General features: G+C 46.1%; 20 protein-coding genes. 14 read left to right on the plus strand and 6 right to left on the minus strand.

Features of this window, described 5'->3' with window-relative positions; translation table 11 throughout:
- Positions 1–33: 33 nt before the first annotated feature.
- Complete coding sequence (locus C7475_RS32755) at positions 34–309, minus strand: hypothetical protein (protein ID WP_146217488.1); 276 nt, start codon at positions 307–309, stop codon at positions 34–36.
- Between the two features lie 81 nt (positions 310–390).
- A complete protein-coding gene (locus C7475_RS05925; RefSeq protein ID WP_110052181.1) occupies positions 391–1,392 on the minus strand; it encodes a YeiH family protein in 1,002 nt (333 codons plus the stop codon).
- 219 nt (positions 1,393–1,611) lie between these two features.
- On the opposite strand from C7475_RS05925, the gene C7475_RS05930 reads away from it, so the two are divergent.
- The 4 genes from C7475_RS05930 (at position 1,612) to C7475_RS05945 (ending at position 5,341) form a co-directional block, all read left to right on the plus strand.
- Complete coding sequence (locus tag C7475_RS05930) at positions 1,612–2,196, plus strand: TetR/AcrR family transcriptional regulator (RefSeq protein WP_110052183.1); 585 nt, start codon at positions 1,612–1,614, stop codon at positions 2,194–2,196.
- A 65-nt stretch (positions 2,197–2,261) separates the two neighbouring features.
- On the plus strand, positions 2,262–3,002 hold the full coding sequence (locus C7475_RS05935) for an SDR family oxidoreductase (protein ID WP_110052185.1): 741 nt from the start codon (positions 2,262–2,264) through the stop codon (positions 3,000–3,002).
- A gap of 64 nt (positions 3,003–3,066) precedes the next feature.
- Positions 3,067–4,608, plus strand: a complete 1,542-nt coding sequence (locus tag C7475_RS05940) for a DHA2 family efflux MFS transporter permease subunit (RefSeq protein ID WP_110052187.1) — start codon at positions 3,067–3,069, stop codon at positions 4,606–4,608.
- Positions 4,609–4,702: 94 nt separating this feature from the next.
- Positions 4,703–5,341 (plus strand): class I SAM-dependent methyltransferase, encoded by a 639-nt coding sequence (locus tag C7475_RS05945; RefSeq protein WP_110052189.1) that lies wholly within the window; start codon positions 4,703–4,705, stop codon positions 5,339–5,341.
- A gap of 117 nt (positions 5,342–5,458) precedes the next feature.
- On the opposite strand, the gene C7475_RS05950 is transcribed toward C7475_RS05945, so the two are convergent.
- The 3 genes from C7475_RS05950 to C7475_RS05960 all read right to left on the minus strand — a co-directional run bounded on the left by C7475_RS05950 (position 5,459) and on the right by C7475_RS05960 (position 7,140).
- On the minus strand, positions 5,459–6,355 hold the full coding sequence (locus C7475_RS05950; protein ID WP_110052191.1) for an SDR family oxidoreductase: 897 nt from the start codon (positions 6,353–6,355) through the stop codon (positions 5,459–5,461).
- Between the two features lie 16 nt (positions 6,356–6,371).
- Positions 6,372–6,584 (minus strand): hypothetical protein, encoded by a 213-nt coding sequence (locus C7475_RS05955; protein ID WP_110052193.1) that lies wholly within the window; start codon positions 6,582–6,584, stop codon positions 6,372–6,374.
- 157 nt (positions 6,585–6,741) lie between these two features.
- A complete protein-coding gene (locus C7475_RS05960; RefSeq protein ID WP_110052195.1) occupies positions 6,742–7,140 on the minus strand; it encodes a hypothetical protein in 399 nt (132 codons plus the stop codon).
- 276 nt (positions 7,141–7,416) lie between these two features.
- Here C7475_RS05960 and C7475_RS05965 point away from each other — a divergent pair, with 276 nt between their 5' ends.
- From C7475_RS05965 to C7475_RS05995, 7 genes are all read left to right on the plus strand, one after another.
- Positions 7,417–8,133 carry a pirin family protein gene (locus C7475_RS05965; protein WP_110052197.1) on the plus strand — a complete coding sequence of 239 codons (717 nt, stop codon included), beginning with the start codon at positions 7,417–7,419 and terminating at the stop codon, positions 8,131–8,133.
- 83 nt (positions 8,134–8,216) lie between these two features.
- On the plus strand, positions 8,217–8,795 hold the full coding sequence (locus C7475_RS05970; RefSeq protein WP_110052199.1) for a nitroreductase family protein: 579 nt from the start codon (positions 8,217–8,219) through the stop codon (positions 8,793–8,795).
- A gap of 9 nt (positions 8,796–8,804) precedes the next feature.
- Positions 8,805–9,116: a hypothetical protein gene (locus tag C7475_RS05975; protein ID WP_110052201.1), complete on the plus strand. Its 312-nt coding sequence runs from the start codon at positions 8,805–8,807 to the stop codon at positions 9,114–9,116.
- Positions 9,117–9,142: 26 nt separating this feature from the next.
- Positions 9,143–10,003: a pirin family protein gene (locus C7475_RS05980; RefSeq protein ID WP_110052203.1), complete on the plus strand. Its 861-nt coding sequence runs from the start codon at positions 9,143–9,145 to the stop codon at positions 10,001–10,003.
- A gap of 17 nt (positions 10,004–10,020) precedes the next feature.
- Positions 10,021–10,956 carry a ring-cleaving dioxygenase gene (locus tag C7475_RS05985; protein WP_110052206.1) on the plus strand — a complete coding sequence of 312 codons (936 nt, stop codon included), beginning with the start codon at positions 10,021–10,023 and terminating at the stop codon, positions 10,954–10,956.
- 12 nt (positions 10,957–10,968) lie between these two features.
- Positions 10,969–11,274, plus strand: coding sequence for a GNAT family N-acetyltransferase (locus tag C7475_RS05990; RefSeq protein WP_110052208.1), 306 nt, complete (start codon positions 10,969–10,971; stop codon positions 11,272–11,274).
- Positions 11,271–11,912: an alpha/beta hydrolase gene (locus C7475_RS05995; RefSeq protein ID WP_233259771.1), complete on the plus strand. Its 642-nt coding sequence runs from the start codon at positions 11,271–11,273 to the stop codon at positions 11,910–11,912. Before C7475_RS05990 ends, C7475_RS05995 begins: the two co-directional genes overlap by 4 nt.
- Positions 11,913–12,085: 173 nt before the next feature.
- Here C7475_RS05995 and C7475_RS06000 read toward each other — a convergent pair whose 3' ends face one another.
- Positions 12,086–12,667, minus strand: coding sequence for a Crp/Fnr family transcriptional regulator (locus C7475_RS06000; RefSeq protein ID WP_110052211.1), 582 nt, complete (start codon positions 12,665–12,667; stop codon positions 12,086–12,088).
- 122 nt (positions 12,668–12,789) lie between these two features.
- Between C7475_RS06000 and C7475_RS06005 the strand changes: the two genes are divergently transcribed.
- The 3 genes from C7475_RS06005 to C7475_RS06015 all read left to right on the plus strand — a co-directional run bounded on the left by C7475_RS06005 (position 12,790) and on the right by C7475_RS06015 (position 17,164).
- On the plus strand, positions 12,790–15,246 hold the full coding sequence (locus tag C7475_RS06005) for an MG2 domain-containing protein (RefSeq protein WP_110052213.1): 2,457 nt from the start codon (positions 12,790–12,792) through the stop codon (positions 15,244–15,246).
- An 89-nt stretch (positions 15,247–15,335) separates the two neighbouring features.
- Positions 15,336–16,496, plus strand: a complete 1,161-nt coding sequence (locus C7475_RS06010) for an MFS transporter (protein ID WP_110052216.1) — start codon at positions 15,336–15,338, stop codon at positions 16,494–16,496.
- 2 nt (positions 16,497–16,498) lie between these two features.
- Positions 16,499–17,164 carry an HAD-IA family hydrolase gene (locus tag C7475_RS06015; protein ID WP_110052218.1) on the plus strand — a complete coding sequence of 222 codons (666 nt, stop codon included), beginning with the start codon at positions 16,499–16,501 and terminating at the stop codon, positions 17,162–17,164.
- Positions 17,165–17,283: the final 119 nt, after the last annotated feature.

Below are 17,283 nucleotides of genomic sequence, written 5' to 3' on the forward strand. Positions count from 1 at the left end.
TTTAAAGATGAATAAAGCAATAATATGGACGTATTATGCTTTGGGAGGGTTCCAGCAGTTCGCTGTGTAACCGGGAAGAGAGATGGCCCGGAACTCAGTATACGGGGTGTGAATGATATTCGTGATGAGCTCTATCTGTACCGCCTTTTCTATGACGACAGGTACTGAGCAGTTATGGCAACTGAAGAAGGGAGAACAAATTCCCTGCGGCTCATCATGCCTGTCCCCTTCGCAATTATCAAAATTGCAACAGGGGATGACTGCCATCAGCAGTACATAGATCGATATGATCAATGTAAGTACTTTCATAATGCCGGGTCAAATATAGGTCAATCATCAGATTTAATTGTAATGAAAGATTGCAACACTGTTGTCAGTAAGAAAGATCCGTTATTTCACCAGCTGCATTACCGCCCATAAGGCTGCGCCTGAAATGATCGCCCATAAAAGTATGCCCTGTATCAGCGGCCTGACGCCTACGCCGCGGAGCACTGCACCGGATAGCCCGGCACCTATCAGGAACAATGTAACGGTTAGTCCTGTTTTAGACACCTGTACGATCACATCACTTACCGGCTGCATAGGTATATAAGTGTGAATGATCATTGCGAGGATGAACAGGCCTATAAAGTAGGGCACCTTCATTTGCTGTTTACCTGTCTTAAAACAGAACGCCGTTAACAACACGACAGGGATGATCCAGAGCGCCCTGGCCAGTTTTACGGTGGTGGCGATCTCCAGTGCTTCGGGACCATATTTGCTGGCCGCACCAACTACAGAACTGGTATCATGAATGGCAATAGCGCTCCATATGCCGAATTGCGTCTGACTAAGGTGCAACAGATGGCCGACGAAGGGAAAGAGGAACAGCGCTGCAGAATTCAGAATAAAAACCGTACCCAGGGCTACAGACAGTTGCTTCTCTTCAGCCTTAATAACGGGAGAGATAGCAGCGATAGCACTACCTCCGCAAATAGCGGTACCACAGGAAATAAGGTGTGCCGTCTTACTTTCGATCTTCAATAGCTTTCCTGCGATGTAGCCTATCAGCAGGGTGCCTGTAATAGATGCTACAGTAAACAGGAAACCCTGACTTCCTGCCTTTACCGCACTATGGATATTCATACCAAAACCGAGGCCGACGACAGAGACCTGCAATAATATATGTGTCGCTTTATGATTCAGGTGAAGGAAGGGATGGCCGATGAACTGTGCAATGACCAAACCTATCATTAATGCAACCGGAGGAGATACCCAGGGCGTGAGGCAGGCTGTAAGCGCTATAATAAATATTACTTCGCGGGTGGTGATGCTGCGGTCCAGGAATTTCTTCTTAGGAATGTTCACTATACCTTTAGGAACTGTTTCTTCACGATGTGCTATTGTGTTCATCTGTTGTTCTTTGAGGGTACAAAGTTGCAGCAGATCTGTTACTAAAGAAAATCACCATTCGTAATATCCGATAACCAGAAGTTATGATTTCCGACTTATAATAGTTATCGGTCCCCTGCCCGTTAGGGGTGATAATACCCATTATCCTAACAGTGTTTAAAATTTATTTGGAGGATAATACCAATTGGTATAATTTTACACTGTCTTAATGATAATAACATGAGTAAGGCAGAAAGAACAAAAGAATTCATAGTTGAGAAAACGGCTCCCATCTTCAATACGAAGGGATATGCCGGTACTTCTCTCTCTGATATGACGGAGGCGACTGGTCTTACGAAAGGTAGCATTTATGGCAATTTCGCCAACAAAGATGAAGTGGCCCTGGCCTCATTTGACTATAATATCCGTAAACTGCGGGCTTACGTCCATGCGGAAGAGGAAAAAGCACAAACCATCAAGGAAAAGCTAATGGTACGCACCCGGCTTTTCGGGGACACACGTCCTATCGCTTATCCGGTTGGCGGCTGCCCAATGGTCAATACAGGTCCTGAAGCGGATGATACGCACCCGGCGCTGAAAGCAAGGGTAGCGGAAGCGCTTGAAAGCTGGAAGGCAAGAACAATTGGCTTTATTGAAGAGGGGATCAGGAACGGTGAAATCTCTGCTAACACTAACGCAGAACAGGCAGCATTAACACTGATGGCAATGATCCAGGGGGCAATACTCGTCGCCAGGTCAACAGGCAAGGTTGAATATGGCAGACATGTCATGGACTCGGCCAGAAAGTATATAGAAGCACTCTAACTATTTTTTTAACTACAAATATACCAATCGGTATAATTATTCACTAAAGCGTAAACAGAAGCATCATGAAAACAAGTAACAATACCGTCTTAATAACAGGCGGTGGAGCAGGTATTGGCTTTCAAATAGCCAAATTATTATCTGAAAAAGGAAACCACGTTATTATAACGGGCAGAAATGCAGGTACTTTGACTAAAGCTGCTGCTCAACTTCAAAATGTAACTCCTATCGTATCAGATGTGTCGAAAGAAGAAGATGTACATACACTGGTAAATAAACTGAAAACGGATTTTCCTGACCTGAACATTGTGATCAATAACGCTGCTGCTGCAGAAGTATACAGACTGGAGCCAGGTGTAAATGCTTACGATAAAGCTTCTCATGAAATTCACACTAACTTTCTCTCTGTAATAAGGCTGAATGAATTGTTGTTGCCTGTACTGGAAAAACAAGCTGAAGCAGCCATCGTAAATGTATCTTCTATCGTAGCCATCTCTCCAGGCGCCAGACTCCCGGGTTATGCCGCCAGTAAAGCTGCGTTACACTCCTACACACAGGTATTAAGACATACATTAGCTGATGGTAATGTGAAGGTGTTTGAATTAATGCCGCCACTGGTTAATACAGAATTCTCCAAAGAGATCGGTGGTGAAAATGGTATGCCGCCTGCTGCAGTTGCAGAAGCATTCGTTGAAGCATTAGCTACCGACCATTATGAAATTCACGTAGGCAATACTGCTGATTTCTATAAATTGTTCCTCTCCTCTCCCACAGAGGCTTTCACAGTGATGAACAACAGAGGATGATCTGCTTTTTTTTGACAGTTATTATACCACTTGGTATAATAACTGTCGTATTTAATACAATTACATGAAAAGGACTATACTGCTGATCACCGTTATTGCTGCGGCTGTAATGGAGCTGATAGACATATCCATCGTTAACGTTGCGTTGTCGCACATGAGCGGAAACCTGGGTGCTACGCTCGAAGATACTTCCTGGGTGATCACGGCGTATGCTATTGCCAATGTGATCATCATTCCCATCACCAGTTTCCTTTCTAATAAACTTGGCCGCCGTAACTATTATATTGGTTCTATTATCGCTTTTACCTTCTTTTCATTTATGTGCGGGCAAGCTTCGAATATCTGGGTACTGGTGATATTCCGCTTTTTGCAGGGTATGGGAGGAGGTGCCTTGTTATCTGTTTCACAGGTCATTGTGTTTGAATTGTTCCCTAAAGAGAAACAGAACGTTGCCAGTGCATTGTTTGGCATCGGTGTATTTGTTGGTCCTACTATCGGTCCTACCCTGGGTGGTTATATTACAGAGTTTTATGACTGGCCCTGGATATTCTTCATCAACGTACCTATCGGTATTGTGGTAGCCCTTGTATGCTATGCCCTACTGAAAGAACCAGAGGTGAAAGTCTCAGCAGGAAAAATTGATTGGACAGGTATCATTCTGCTGGCCATTGGTATCGGTTCTCTGCAAACAGTATTGGAACGGGGAGAAACGGATGACTGGTTCGAAGCCGGATACATTATTTTTCTCAGCATCACTGCTTTCTTTGGATTACTGCTTTTCATATGGTGGGAGCTTACTACTGCTACACCGGTGGTGAACCTCCGGGTGCTAAAAAGCAGGAACCTTAGTCTCGCTGCGATACTTACTTTCGTATCGGGTGTCGGGCTCTTTAGTTCCGTCTTCCTTACACCGGTGTTTGCACAAAGACTGTTGAATTTTACGCCGACGCAAACAGGATTATTACTATTACCGGGTGCGATACTTGCTATCGGAGGACTGATCATTTCGGCCAGACTGTTACAGCGTGGCGTCTCACCTATTGTGCTGATCACTATGGGGATGTTTATGTTTGTCATCTTTAGCTGGCAGATGTCCGGTTATAACCTGGATGCGAGTGCCGGCAGCATCACAGCAACGCTTATCTGGAGGGGCGTAGGACTGGCTATCATCACCGTGCCATTATCTGTATTGGCAGTGTCGTCTCTTGCCCCTGCGGACTTTGCACAGGGGGCGGCGTTGAATAACATGATGCGTCAGTTGGGAGGTTCTTTTGGTCTCGCGATGGTCAACACATACCTGGCCAATCGCAATGCCGTACACAGATCAGACCTGGTATCCAATATTACTGCGGATAATCCAATAGCAGTCAAACGCCTGGCCGATTACACACAGTTCTTCATATCGAAAGGTGCAGGCGTTGCTGAAGCACATGCCAAAGCACTAAGGCTAATGGATAATGGTATTGTGAGACAGACTTCGGTACTAAGTTTCAATGATGCGTATCTGTTAGTAGGTTTAGTGTTCCTGTGCTCACTCCCACTATTATTCTTAGCATCAAAAAGGAAAAAGGGCGCCAAAGTGCAGGTTGCATTGGCCGATCACTAAAAGAAGTTTTCGCTTTGTGAGTGTACGGAGGGTTGGGGACCATTTGGCTCCCTGGCCCTTTTCGGTTAATTTACAGTCCCACACTCACCAGTAAATGAGAAACAACTACGATAACGTTGCGAGGTATTATGACTTTCTGAGCCGTTTGGTATTCCGTTCGGCACAACGGGATGCGCAGACGATATTACTTCCCTTTATCAGGGAGAACAGCGCCGTGCTGATAGCTGGCGGAGGAACTGGCTGGATACTGGAAGAGATGGCAAAAGTATGTCTGCCGGGACTACGCATCCACTATGTAGAGATCTCTGCGAACATGATCGCAATTGCCAAAGAGAAGAACTACCAGCCGCATGAAGTAACGTTCGTTAATATGGCGGTGGAGGAATTCGGCCATGAACTTACGGCGACTTTTGATGTGATCATGACGCCCTTTCTTTTTGACAATTTTTCACAGGAACGCATAAAGCCTGTTTTCCTTCATCTTGATAGGCTGCTCAAGCCGGGGGGCCGATGGTTGTTTACTGATTTCCATTATCAGCAACAGGCGCCGTTATGGCAAAGGGCATTATTAAATTCCATGTATCTGTTCTTCAAAATACTCTGCCATGTGGAAGCGAGTGCGCTGGCGGATATAGAACCGTTATTCAGTGATCATCAATATAACCGTCATTACGAAGCTTATTATTTCGGCAAGTTTATCCGGACAGCTGTTTATGATAAGAAGGGTTGTTAACAATTGTTAAATTATCCGCACTGCGAAATCGTTTCATGGATGATTCGTGAGATTTATTAAAATTTCATGCATTCTATCCTGAACAACCACTAATAAAAAGAGGGATAGGCTTACCGCCTATCTCTCTTTCAAATCTCCAGACTCCTGGCCTATAGATTCCCGCTCTTTACGGGAAGCGTCATGGTCGGAAGCCGTCCTTCCTTCTTCTTTCTCCGACGGTTCCATCAATTTACGCATGTTAACGGCGTTTGCTTCATCACTCAACAAATTTGCCATGTAGACATGCATTTTAGTTTTACCGCCTGATATAACACGACTTTCACCGCTCATCAGTGCTTCGTAACCATCCTGTGCAACTTCTTCAGGTGTTTGCAGAGACTCTTCACGGTATGTTTTTGTGTGTTCCATATTAGCTTTATGGAAGAAGTCCGTGTCTGCCGCACCAGGCAGTAAAACGGTTACATTTACGCCTGTATCCTGAAGTTCGTTACTGATAGCGGCGCTGAACGATATCACAAAGGCTTTTGTCGCGGCGTAGATTGACAGTAATGGCATGGGTGCCTTACCTGCTTCAGAGCCCAGTTGCAGAATATGACCTTCTCCTCTGGCTGCCATATCGGTACCAAAGTATTTGGTCAATGCAACCAGAGAACTGATGTTCAGCTGGATAATGTCCAGGCTGCGTTGCAGATCAATATCAATGAACCGGCCCCATTCGCCCTGTCCGGCATCATTTACCAGATAGTTGACTACAATGCCTCTTGCCTGCACCTCGTCATATATTTCCTTTGCAGCATTGGGCACAAACAGATCACTTGATATTGGCGTTACTTCAACATTGTATTGCTGCTTCAACTCATCCGTCACTTCCTGTAGCCTTTCTTCCGATCTTGCTACGAGTACCAGGTTAAAGCCATCTTTCGCAAATAGTTTGGCCAGTTCATAGCCAAAGCCGCTTGTGGCTCCGGTGATCAGTGCATATTGATTACGGTTGTTTACGTTAATTACCGGCATATACTTAGTTTAATTATTAACGGGATTTCTTAAGGCTTTCAGGTGCCTCTTTCAGTTCATCTACATCTTTCTCTGCTTCCGGTGTTACATCTTTTGCACCTTTATTATGACTTTCCCGTTCGGTTTGTTCAATAGAAGATTCAGCAGTATTCGACTGTTCAGCTGCTTCAGATTGTTCCGCTTTACCGGTAAGATCTTCTTTTGTCATCTTCGTTTTATCCTGTCCCATAACATAAAGTTTAAGCGTGAAGAATAAACTAAGAGGATCAAACAACAAGCCATATATGCCATAGTATAAGATCAGGCGTAGTCAACCGGCACGTTTGTATACATGCTGGTACAATAGTGTGGAATTAATTACAGGGTACAAACATTAGTAGTGCTCTTCAGTCTGCCGATTGCACAGGCGCTTCGTGCTCTGTTCCGGTAAGGCTTTCCCTTGCCATTAAATGCTGTTCTGCAAGCGTCAGTTCATCTGTTTGTGTAGTTTGCAGCCAGCCGGTCCTGAAGCGTCTGAATATCTGAATAGCCAGGCCCATGTCATGATAGAAGTCTCTTTCAACCTGTGCTACTGTACGATGTTCGCTGATATCGACCCAGCCAAAGCTATGGATCAGGCGGATATCTTCAATGGGTGTATCCGCAGAGACTTTTTTACTCCCGGCGGAACCTTCGCCACGTTCATGTGGAGAGAGATAACATTCCAGTTTCAGGTAAGGATATACCTCATGAAACTTATCCTGAATATTACCCCAAATGTCTTCTTCACTGATATACATTTCCATCTTACTGTGTTTTAATGAGTTAAAAATATCCTGTCAATCGTGTAAAGACATTCCTTTTTTGTAAAACAAACAGGTGAATTATTAGTTGCAGGAATGACCAGATGTTTCCAAAGGTAGCCCACCGTTAAAGGCCTCACAATGATGGTAGTTATGGATAAGCATGTTTATGATCAGGGCAGTATCTGCCTGGCAGTACACCATTTTCTTAAGCTAGGTTAATGGATTACTGTCCTTTCCGGCGTATATTTGTTGCAACATATAAATACCCACAAGATCATGGCAAAAACAATATTACATAAGGCAGCAACCCGCGGACATGCAGATCATGGTTGGCTAAACAGCCATCATACCTTCAGCTTCGCCAATTATTATCATTCTGAAAGGATGCAGTTTGGCGCCCTGCGGGTACTGAACGACGATATTGTTGCAGGCGGAAGAGGGTTTGACGCCCATCCTCATGATAATATGGAGATCATCAGTATTCCACTGGAAGGTGCTTTGGAACACAAGGATAACCTCGGCAATACTGTTATTACAAAAGCTGGTGAAATACAGGTGATGAGCACCGGTACTGGTGTTTTTCATAGTGAATACAACGCCAATTCAGATATACCTGCTCATTTCCTGCAGATCTGGCTGTTCCCGAACAAGCTGAATGTTGCTCCGCGCTACGATCAGGTGACAATAGAAACCGGCAGGCCAAATACGCTGCAACAACTGATCTCTCCTGACCAAAATGGCGAAGGCACATGGCTCTACCAGGACGCCTGGTTCCATATGGGTAGTTTTGACAAAGGTGGTGCAGCTACCTATGACGTCAAAAAACAGGGCAACGGCGTGTACTTCTTCGTCATTAAGGGGAAATTCACTATCAACGGACAGGAACTGGATAGCAGGGATGGCTACGGCGTTGAAGACGTTTCCAGTTTTAACATCACTTCCCTGGAAGACGGCGCCCGCTTACTGATGATGGAAGTACCACTAATCCGTTGATATTGACAAGTTATTTTGTCAAAAAGCGTCCTCTTCAACATATACCTTTGCTTAACGTAAACATTGAATATAAACCGAACAACATGTCTCCCATTAAGATTGCCAACACGAAGAATGAAGTAATAGACCTGATTAAGAACAGATGGAGCCCTCGCTCCTTTTCCGGAAAAGACCTGAGTCTCACAACACTGGAAACTATCCTTGAAGCAGGTTCCTGGGCGCCTAGTGCGAACAATACGCAACCCTGGCGTTTTATATATGCACTAAGGGGCACACCTGGTTTTGAGAAATTGCTTTCGACATTGTCTCCCGGTAATATTCCCTGGGCAAAAAATGCGGCGGCACTAGTTGCTACGATTGGCATCCGTGAGCTGCCCGATACTCAGCAAAAGAATCACTATTACATGCATGACGTGGGTATGGCATCTTCCTTTATGCTGTTACAGGCGCTTGAAATGGGGGTATATGGACACGTGATGGCGGGATATAGCAAACAACACGTGGCAGAACTTACAGGACTTCCTGCCAATGAGGAATCAGTATCTATGATCGCATTGGGATATATTGACAGTCCAGAGAAACTGGACGAACCTTATAAAACAAGGGAATTAACAGCCAGAAGCCGTAATCCGCTGTCAGCGATTGCTGCTCACCTGGACTAAACATGATGTATGGAACCTAAACAACTAAACATACTGGCAGTAGGAAGAAATGAGGAGATCATGACGGTGATGCAAAGACTGCTGAATGCGCCCGAGAACTGGAAAGGTCTCACCGTTACGACAGACGAAGCTGCCATCACAGCATTTGAGAAAGAGACGTTTGACATTGTGCTGATCTGTGCAGGCGTGACGCCTGATGAAGAAGCCGTATTAACTGCTTACTTCAAAAAACATTCTCCGGATATTATCGTCAAAAGACATTATGGCGGCGGTAGCGGTTTATTAAAGAATGAAATATTGTACGCCCTGGAGCACAGATAACATTCAGGCATTATAAAACATCGGCTATGAAAAAGAATATTGCACACATCCTTGCAGGAAGAGAAAAGAACATCACCCCGACCCAGAAGGTATTGCAACCACTGCCTCATGCAGATTTCCGTTTTGCCAATCCGTTCATAGTACTGCATCACGGAGGTCCGGACCACATACCCGCAGGATCAGATGACAGGATACATCCTCACCCTCACAGGGGGTTTGCACCTGTTACGTTCCAGTTACAGGGACAGGCACATCACAAGGATACTGCCGGCAACGACCAGATACTGAATGCAGGTGATGCACAATGGATGTTTGCAGGAAAGGCCATTCTCCATAGCGAGGGACCTTCAGCCCAGATGCATAAAGACGGCGGCACAAGCGAAATATTACAATTGTGGGTCAATGTTCCTGCAGCGCACAAATGGGAAGATCCGCGCTACCAGTATGTAGCGAAAAAGGATATGCCTAAAATCCTTGAACAGGACGGCGTCAACCTTCGCCTCGTAAGCGGGCAGTTCGACGGTAAAACAGGACCGGTGAACATTTCATTTACGCCCGTTATATCCGCAGTGGGAGAAATAGCAAACGGTAAGGAAGTAGAATTCCAGGTAACGGAAGACTACTGGACCTTGCTGTATGTCGCCCACGGACGGGTCACCATAGACGATATCACTCCCGTTCCCGAACATAGCCTGATCGTTTTCAAAAGAGAGGGTACGATGTTCTCTGTAGCGGCCAATGAAGACAGCCAGATATTGTTCCTCTCCGCCGAAGTGATAGATGAACCGGTAGCAGCCAAAGACAATTTCGTAATGAGCACGAAAGAAGAAGTGGACCAGGCAATAGAAGATTATAAGAACGGGCGCTTTGGCACATTGGAGTATTAAACACAAAAAATTATTTTATGGAAGATAGAATACTAGGCCTGCATCACATTACGGCCATTGCTGACAATGCTAAGAGAAATCTGCAGTTTTATACAGATACCCTCGGTGTTCGCTTCGTGAAGAAGACCGTGAACTTTGACGATCCCGGCACTTATCACTTCTATTTCGGAGATGAACAGGGTACACCGGGCACCATTCTGACTTTCTTCCCCTGGGAAGGTATCGGTCGTGGGCAAACGGGAACAGGTATGGCGACTGAGATCGGCTATTCTGTGCCCGCTGGCAGCCTTGATTTCTGGACCGACCGTTTTAAAGCGAAGAATGTTGTTCATGGCCCCGTGGCTGAAAGATTCGGCGAACTGTATCTGCCTTTTGAAGACCCCGACGGCCTGAAACTGAACCTCATCGTTCCTAAAACTGCCGATAGCCGCAAGGCGTGGGAAACCACAGAAGTGAAAGCCGGCCAAGCCACCAAAGGATTCCACAGCGTTGTGCTGAACCTGAGAAGTATAGGTCCGACGGCCAACATCCTGACAGACGTACTTGGTTATAAGTTCCAGGAACAGGAAGGCAACCGCCACCGTTTTGTTACGGACGCAATTCCGGAAGCTTCTATCATCGACTTGATAGAATCTCCAAAGGAACCCAGTGGTAAAGGCGCCGCCGGTACCAATCACCACGTTGCTTTCCGTGTGGAAAATGATGAAGTCCTGATGAAGTTCAGGGAAAAGGTTGCGAAGAAAGGATTGAACATCACACCGAAGATCAACCGCGACTACTTCTTCTCCCTTTATTTCAGGGAACCGGGCGGCGTACTGTTTGAACTGGCTACCGACAATCCCGGCTTCACTGTAGACGAACCGCTGGACCAGCTGGGACAACACCTTAAATTACCGGTACAGTATGAGTCAATGCGTGCCGAGATCGAAAAAGTATTACCTGCACTTAAATAAGCAATTAACCAAATGGATGAAGTAGTACTCAGGCTCAATGCCAAAAATCACGGTGCTTTCTACCTGATGCACGAGGGAGAACAGGATGGCGAAATGGTCATCAGTATTGAAAACGGTATACTGACAGCCTATCACACGGAGATAGATCCCAAGTTTGAAGGTAAAGGCCTTGCAAAAATACTCATGACCGGCATGGTGGATTACGCCCGTGCGCATCAGCTGAAAGTTAAACCACTGTGCGCTTATGTTCATGCTCAGTTTAAGCGGCATCCGGAAGAATTTGCCGATATCTGGCTGAAAAAGGAAGGTGAGGAATGATCACACAAACAGTACTTATGCATAGCAAAAAGATAATAAGAGCAGGGAAAAAGACGACAGAAGCAAAGAAGGCGCTGATTATGGTGCATGGTCGCGGAGGAAGTGCGGAAGACATCCTAACTCTCGCTAATTACCTGGATGTCAGGGAGTATGCATTGCTGGCCCCACAGGCCACCGGCAACACCTGGTACCCTTATTCGTTCCTGATGCCGCCTGCACAAAATGAGCCCTGGCTGTCCTCTGCACTGTCCGTGCTGAAAGAAGTTATGGCAGATGTAGAAGCAGATGGTATCTCCCGGGAAAACATCTATTTCCTGGGATTTTCCCAGGGTGCATGTCTTACACTGGAATTCGTAACCCGCAACGCCGGTAAGTACGGCGGAGTCGTAGCTTTCACCGGTGGGCTGATCGGCGATAAGATATACCCGGAAAACTATACCGGCAATTTTGAAGGCACTCCTGTATTCATCGGCACCAGCAACCCTGATCCGCATGTACCGGTAGACCGTGTAAAGAAAAGTGAGAATATCCTGAAAGGAATGGGTGCCGACATTACCGTCAACATTTATAATAATATGGGACATACCATCAGCCAGGATGAGATCAATCTGGCTAACACACTGGTGTTCCGCAAGTAAGATATTCTCTCCGGAGAAAGAGTTGTGTGTATATTGAACAAAGAAGAAAGGACGAGCTGTTATTAGCCTCGTCCTTCTTCATTTTTAGTATGATGTAAGTATCGCAGAGAGGTCAATTTATCAGCCGGCAATAAACTACATCAACCTGATAAACAACCACTTACTGCATCTGCTTAATGTTTTCTATACATCGTGCTCCTCACCTTACTCAGAAATTCCGGAGACACTCCTATATACCTGGCGATATGATGTTGCGGCACACGTTGTACGATTGACGGGTATTTGTCAATAAAAGCCAGGTACCGCTCTTCGGCAGTCTGTGAAATAGAGGCATAGATCCTTTGCTGGAGTACCCCCGCGGTACGCTGAATCAGGATACGGAAAAGCTTTTCGAACTTCGGCACCCGCTCGTACAAGGTGTTTTTATCCTCGTAGGTGATGGTCAGCAGTTCAGCATCTTCCAACGTTTCAATATTCTGCCTGGAAGGCTGCCGCTCGGAAAAGCTGGAGAAGTCCCCCACCCACCAGTCTTCTATGGCAAACGTCAGGTTTGTTTCCACCCCTTGCTTGTCGACATAGAAAGTACGCACGCATCCTTTCAGTATATATGCCTCATAATCACAGATTTCTCCCTCTTTCAGGAGAAAACTCTTTTTCTTTACCTTCCTGAACTGCAGCAGTGAATGAAAGATCTCCTGCTCTTCAGGGGTAAGCTGTATATACCTTGCAACAAATTGGTCAATTGGGCCGAACATAGTAAATTGATGGGCGGTTGTCTTAAATTTTGCTTAAAAGCTTACTTTCAACCGCAATAATAAGCAAAGCACATATTTTTTGATAGTAAATTAGATAAGTATATATCAATAAATCGTCCCGCATGGAATTTTCATCTCTTAGAAAGTACTCCCGGCTGAAATGGCTCATCCCTATCTGTTCGGCAGGCGTACTTACAGCATTCTCCCTGGTGCCGGCCGACGACTGGCAGGATAAGGTTACAAACGCTCTGGCTATCTTCGGCAAACGCTTCCCGCAGGAAAAGGTTTACCTGCACCTCGACAAAGATTTTTATGCCTCCGGAGAAACGATCTGGTTCAAGGCATATATCATGATACAGAATCAACCTTCACTTACTGCGTCAAACCTGTACGTGGAACTGCTTGATAAAGAGGGCAATGTGGTGATGAAGAAACACCTGCCTGCAGCCGGTGCCGCCGCAGCAGGCGATTTTGAGCTTCCTGAAACATTGAAAACCGGTCAATACCAGATAAGAGCTTACACTGCCTGGATGCTCAACTACGACCAGGAATTCCTGTTCTATAAAAACATCGAGATCTTCGACCCGTCCAAAAAGAATACACTTCCTTCAAGAGATACCGCCGTGGCACGTGACTTTGCCGTGCAGTTCTTCCCGGAAGGCGGTAATCTCTTGCAGAATGCTCCCGGACTGGTGGCCTTCAAAGCGATAGACCAGAATGGTTATCCAATTGCCATTGCCGGTATTGTGCAGAACAGTAAGAAGGAAAAGGTAGCCGAGATCAAAACCGTACATGACGGTATGGGTAGCTTCGAACTGACGCCTGCAGCGGGAGAGACCTATCGCGCAGTTGTTAAAGTAGGTAGCGGACAACAGAAAGAGATCGAACTGCCGGCCGTACAGACGACGGGAGTTGCCCTTAAGCTCTATAACCGCGGCAGCCGTATCTTCTATCAGGCGACCGTGGCTAATCCTGACGACACTGCCTACTATCATATGATGGTGATCGCCCAGGTACAGCAGCAGCTGGCCTATAAAGCCGTACTGGATGTCGGCGAAGGCAGGATCAGTGGTTTTATTCCTACACAGTCACTCCCATCCGGTATCGTACAGGTAACCCTGTTCAGCGATAAAGGACAGCCCCTGTCCGAAAGGCTGGCGTTTGTCAGGAAGAATGACCAGATAGACCTCAGTTTCATGAATGCCGAGATCAGTACTGCTCCAAGAGGCAAAAGCTCCATCGAGCTGTTTGCACCGGACAGCATGCCTACCAGCATGTCTATCTCCATTACAGATGCCGACCAGGTGCTGAAAGATCCCGATGAGCACAATATCATCTCAAATCTGCTGCTAACCTCCGACCTGAAAGGCTATATCTATAATCCAGCCTGGTATTTCAGAGATACCACCAAAGAGACGGCCCAGGCACTTGACCTTGTGATGATGACAAACGGCTGGAGACGGTTCAGCTGGCAGAAGATCCTCAATAATGAACTGCCACAGATCAAGTTCCCGTACGAGCAGGGCATGTCTCTGAAAGGAACTGCCGTGACCAATACCGGCCGTTATCCATTGGTCGGCGGCAAGGTGGATTTCATTTTCAAACAACCGCTGGACAGCACGACTTCCTTTGCGTCAGCACCTACTAATGATAAAGGTGAATTTGAAGTACCTAATCTTCAGTTCATGGACACGGTGTTAGTCTACTTTCAGGGAAATGACAAACAGAAAAGATGGAAGGACGTACAGGTAACATTCGAGTCACACTTCTTTGACAGATCGCCGCAGGTAAAATTACCCTACCCGATGCGGGTACCGGAAGGTCTGGACATTGCAGCTATGAGCCGGTTCCTGAATACCGCCAGTGAAAGCAATAAGGTCAACCGTTCTATCAGCAACAAAACAGTTTACCTGAAAGAGGTGAACATCCGCGACAAAAAGATCACGCCACAGCAAACGATCGAACAACGATATACTTCGGGTATGTTCTCTTCAGGCGATGGATATACTTTTGACCTGACAAAGGAAACACCGTTCCAGACGAACGTATTCCAATACCTGCAGTCTAAAGTAGCTGGGTTGAACATTACCGGCGATATTAATAATCCGGGATTATCATGGCGCGGGGCCAAACCGTCCCTGTACCTGAATGAGATGCCTGCAGACGTAGGCCTGCTGGCCAACGTCAACGTTAACGACATTGCGCTGGTGAAAGTATTCCGTCCTCCGTTCATGGGCGGTTTCGGCGGAGGCGCCGGTGGTGCTATCGCTGTATACACCAAGAAAGGCGGCGATAATACCGGTAGTGATCCGACCATCCGTGGCTTTGAACGTATGAAAAAAGCCGGATACAGCCTGGTGAAGGAGTTCTATTCTCCGGATTATGCTGTTAAGAAAGAAGTGCATGCGTTGCCTGACAAGCGCCTTACGCTCTTCTGGAGCCCTTATATTACGGTAGATTCTATTACCCATGCATCTACAATCCACTTCTATAACAATGACTTCTCCAAACGCTTCCGTATCGTGGTGGAAGGTATTGCGGCGGATGGACGTGTAGGACGTGCGGAACAGGTATATTAATTAACCGTTCAGTTTAATTATCAGGAATTGAGGAATAAGCATTAAATTCTTATCCCTTAATTCCTGATTCTTTTTAGCTTTGAGCTCTTATGAGCACACCGAGATCTGCGCGTATTGCAACAGCTGTCTACTTCTTTATTTCAGGCTTTAGCTTTGCCAGCTGGGCGTCCAGGATTCCGGACATCCAGCGCAAATTATCCCTGAATAAAGCCGAATTAGGCCTTGCTCTCCTTGCTTTACCTGCTGGTCTTATGCTGACCCTTCCAGTTACCGGTTACCTGTTACAGCGACATAGCAGCCGGAATATCATGATGATAGGTGTATTGACATTTAACCTGATGCTGGCGCTGATCGGTGTGGTAACCCATCCCTGGCAACTGGCCCTGGTTCTTTTTGGCTTCGGTTGTTCTCGGAACCTGATGAATATTTCGGTAAATGCACAATCTGTCGCTGTTCAGGCATTGTATACCCGGTCAATAATTACTACTTTTCATGGCGTATGGAGCCTGGCAGGTTTTGCGGCGGCGGCAATCGGGGTAATCATGGTGAATGCCGGCATCATACCCTTCTGGCATTTCTTTGTGGCCGCAATAGTGATGACTATTATGGCGCTCCTTGCTTTCCGCGCCAGTCCTCATCTGCCGCCGGCCCGGCAGGCAAACACGAAACGGTTTATATGGCCTGATAAGCCTTTACTGAAATATGGATGGATATCATTTGCAGTAATGGCCTGTGAAGGAACAATGTACGATTGGAGTAATGTTTATTTCAAAGAAGCAGTACATCCGCCGGAAAGCCTCATCGCAGCAGGATATGTCATTTATATGCTTGCCATGAGCACCGGACGGTTTACGGGGGATAGTCTTGTTAACAGGATAGGCATCCCAACAATGATCAAACACAGCGGTATACTGGTCTTTTCCGGATTTATGGTGGCTGCTCTGCTGCCACATACTATTTCCGCCAGTCTCGGTTTCCTAATGATCGGATTTGGCGTATCCTGCGTAGTGCCCCTGGTATTGCGCATGGCCACTCAGACTACCACTATGGCAAGTGGTCCTGCGATAGCCGCCGTATCTACCGTGGGATATATGGGCTTCCTTGTGGTCCCTCCGTTAATAGGCATAGTAGCCCAGGTTGCAGGATTACGGTGGGTATTTGCAATGATGGCAATGTTCGGCATGCTGATCACTATTTTGATATCGCAGATAAAAGAAACAACAACAGTAAAAGAAAGTATAAAAGCATAAATATGAAAAAGCCAGGATGTATCATATTTGATTGTGACGGTGTATTGGTTGATAGTGAAGTGATCGGTGTTAAAGTGTTACTGGATATGGCATCCCAATACGGCGTTACCATGGACCTCCAGGAAGCAGTAGAAGAATTCAGCGGTATTCGCTTAAAAGAGGGTATCAAAATGCTGCAGCAAAAAGCCACAAGCCCTTTCCCTGAAGACTTTGAACAGGCATTCCGCGCCCGTTCCTATGAGATCTTTAAAACCGAGATGCGGCCAGTCAGGGGCGTTAAAGAAATCCTTGATAGTCTGACTATCCCTTTTTGTGTTGCCTCCAGCGGGCCAGTAGAAAAAATGAAACTGAATCTGAGCATTACCGGATTACTACCTTACTTTGAAGAAGGTAACAGGATCTTCAGCGGATACGAGATCAACAGCTGGAAACCAGATCCGGGCATTTTCCTGCATGCTGCTAAAGTAATGGGATTCGCGCCTGATGATTGCGTAGTGATCGAAGATAGTAAAGCGGGAGTTATTGCCGCACATAGAGGCGGGTTTCGGGTATTTGGATATGCAAAACCATTTAATGGTAACGAGCTCAGAAAAGAAGGCGCTAATGTCTTTTATGATATGAAGGAACTGCCTTCATTGTTATCCCTCAACAGTACTGAACATGCGTAAGTATTACACTTTCAAAATACACTAAAGATAAGTCGTTATCTGGCCCGGGTATGCAAGGAAACACTTCTATGTAAATACTTCGCGCGTTATAAAAGAGAAATGTCTGAATACCAGGATAT

It is taken from the genome of Chitinophaga sp. S165 (genome assembly GCF_003182155.1).
Lineage (GTDB): Bacteria > Bacteroidota > Bacteroidia > Chitinophagales > Chitinophagaceae > Chitinophaga.

What these genes read in the sequence shown, in the direction of transcription:
- C7475_RS05985 (WP_110052206.1), top strand. Translation starts at nt 10,021, where the DNA reads ATGGAAGATAGAATACTAGGCCTGCATCACATTACGGCCATTGCTGAC.
- C7475_RS06000 (WP_110052211.1), bottom strand. Translation starts at nt 12,667, where the DNA reads ATGTTCGGCCCAATTGACCAATTTGTTGCAAGGTATATACAGCTTACC.
- C7475_RS32755 (WP_146217488.1), bottom strand. Translation starts at nt 309, where the DNA reads ATGAAAGTACTTACATTGATCATATCGATCTATGTACTGCTGATGGCA.
- C7475_RS05995 (WP_233259771.1), top strand. Translation starts at nt 11,271, where the DNA reads ATGATCACACAAACAGTACTTATGCATAGCAAAAAGATAATAAGAGCA.
- C7475_RS05960 (WP_110052195.1), bottom strand. Translation starts at nt 7,140, where the DNA reads ATGGAAATGTATATCAGTGAAGAAGACATTTGGGGTAATATTCAGGAT.
- C7475_RS05970 (WP_110052199.1), top strand. Translation starts at nt 8,217, where the DNA reads ATGTCTCCCATTAAGATTGCCAACACGAAGAATGAAGTAATAGACCTG.
- C7475_RS05980 (WP_110052203.1), top strand. Translation starts at nt 9,143, where the DNA reads ATGAAAAAGAATATTGCACACATCCTTGCAGGAAGAGAAAAGAACATC.
- C7475_RS06005 (WP_110052213.1), top strand. Translation starts at nt 12,790, where the DNA reads ATGGAATTTTCATCTCTTAGAAAGTACTCCCGGCTGAAATGGCTCATC.
- C7475_RS05950 (WP_110052191.1), bottom strand. Translation starts at nt 6,355, where the DNA reads ATGCCGGTAATTAACGTAAACAACCGTAATCAATATGCACTGATCACC.
- C7475_RS05990 (WP_110052208.1), top strand. Translation starts at nt 10,969, where the DNA reads ATGGATGAAGTAGTACTCAGGCTCAATGCCAAAAATCACGGTGCTTTC.
- C7475_RS05955 (WP_110052193.1), bottom strand. Translation starts at nt 6,584, where the DNA reads ATGGGACAGGATAAAACGAAGATGACAAAAGAAGATCTTACCGGTAAA.
- C7475_RS05965 (WP_110052197.1), top strand. Translation starts at nt 7,417, where the DNA reads ATGGCAAAAACAATATTACATAAGGCAGCAACCCGCGGACATGCAGAT.
- C7475_RS05940 (WP_110052187.1), top strand. Translation starts at nt 3,067, where the DNA reads ATGAAAAGGACTATACTGCTGATCACCGTTATTGCTGCGGCTGTAATG.
- C7475_RS05925 (WP_110052181.1), bottom strand. Translation starts at nt 1,392, where the DNA reads ATGAACACAATAGCACATCGTGAAGAAACAGTTCCTAAAGGTATAGTG.
- C7475_RS05945 (WP_110052189.1), top strand. Translation starts at nt 4,703, where the DNA reads ATGAGAAACAACTACGATAACGTTGCGAGGTATTATGACTTTCTGAGC.
- C7475_RS05930 (WP_110052183.1), top strand. Translation starts at nt 1,612, where the DNA reads ATGAGTAAGGCAGAAAGAACAAAAGAATTCATAGTTGAGAAAACGGCT.
- C7475_RS06015 (WP_110052218.1), top strand. Translation starts at nt 16,499, where the DNA reads ATGAAAAAGCCAGGATGTATCATATTTGATTGTGACGGTGTATTGGTT.
- C7475_RS05935 (WP_110052185.1), top strand. Translation starts at nt 2,262, where the DNA reads ATGAAAACAAGTAACAATACCGTCTTAATAACAGGCGGTGGAGCAGGT.
- C7475_RS06010 (WP_110052216.1), top strand. Translation starts at nt 15,336, where the DNA reads ATGAGCACACCGAGATCTGCGCGTATTGCAACAGCTGTCTACTTCTTT.
- C7475_RS05975 (WP_110052201.1), top strand. Translation starts at nt 8,805, where the DNA reads ATGGAACCTAAACAACTAAACATACTGGCAGTAGGAAGAAATGAGGAG.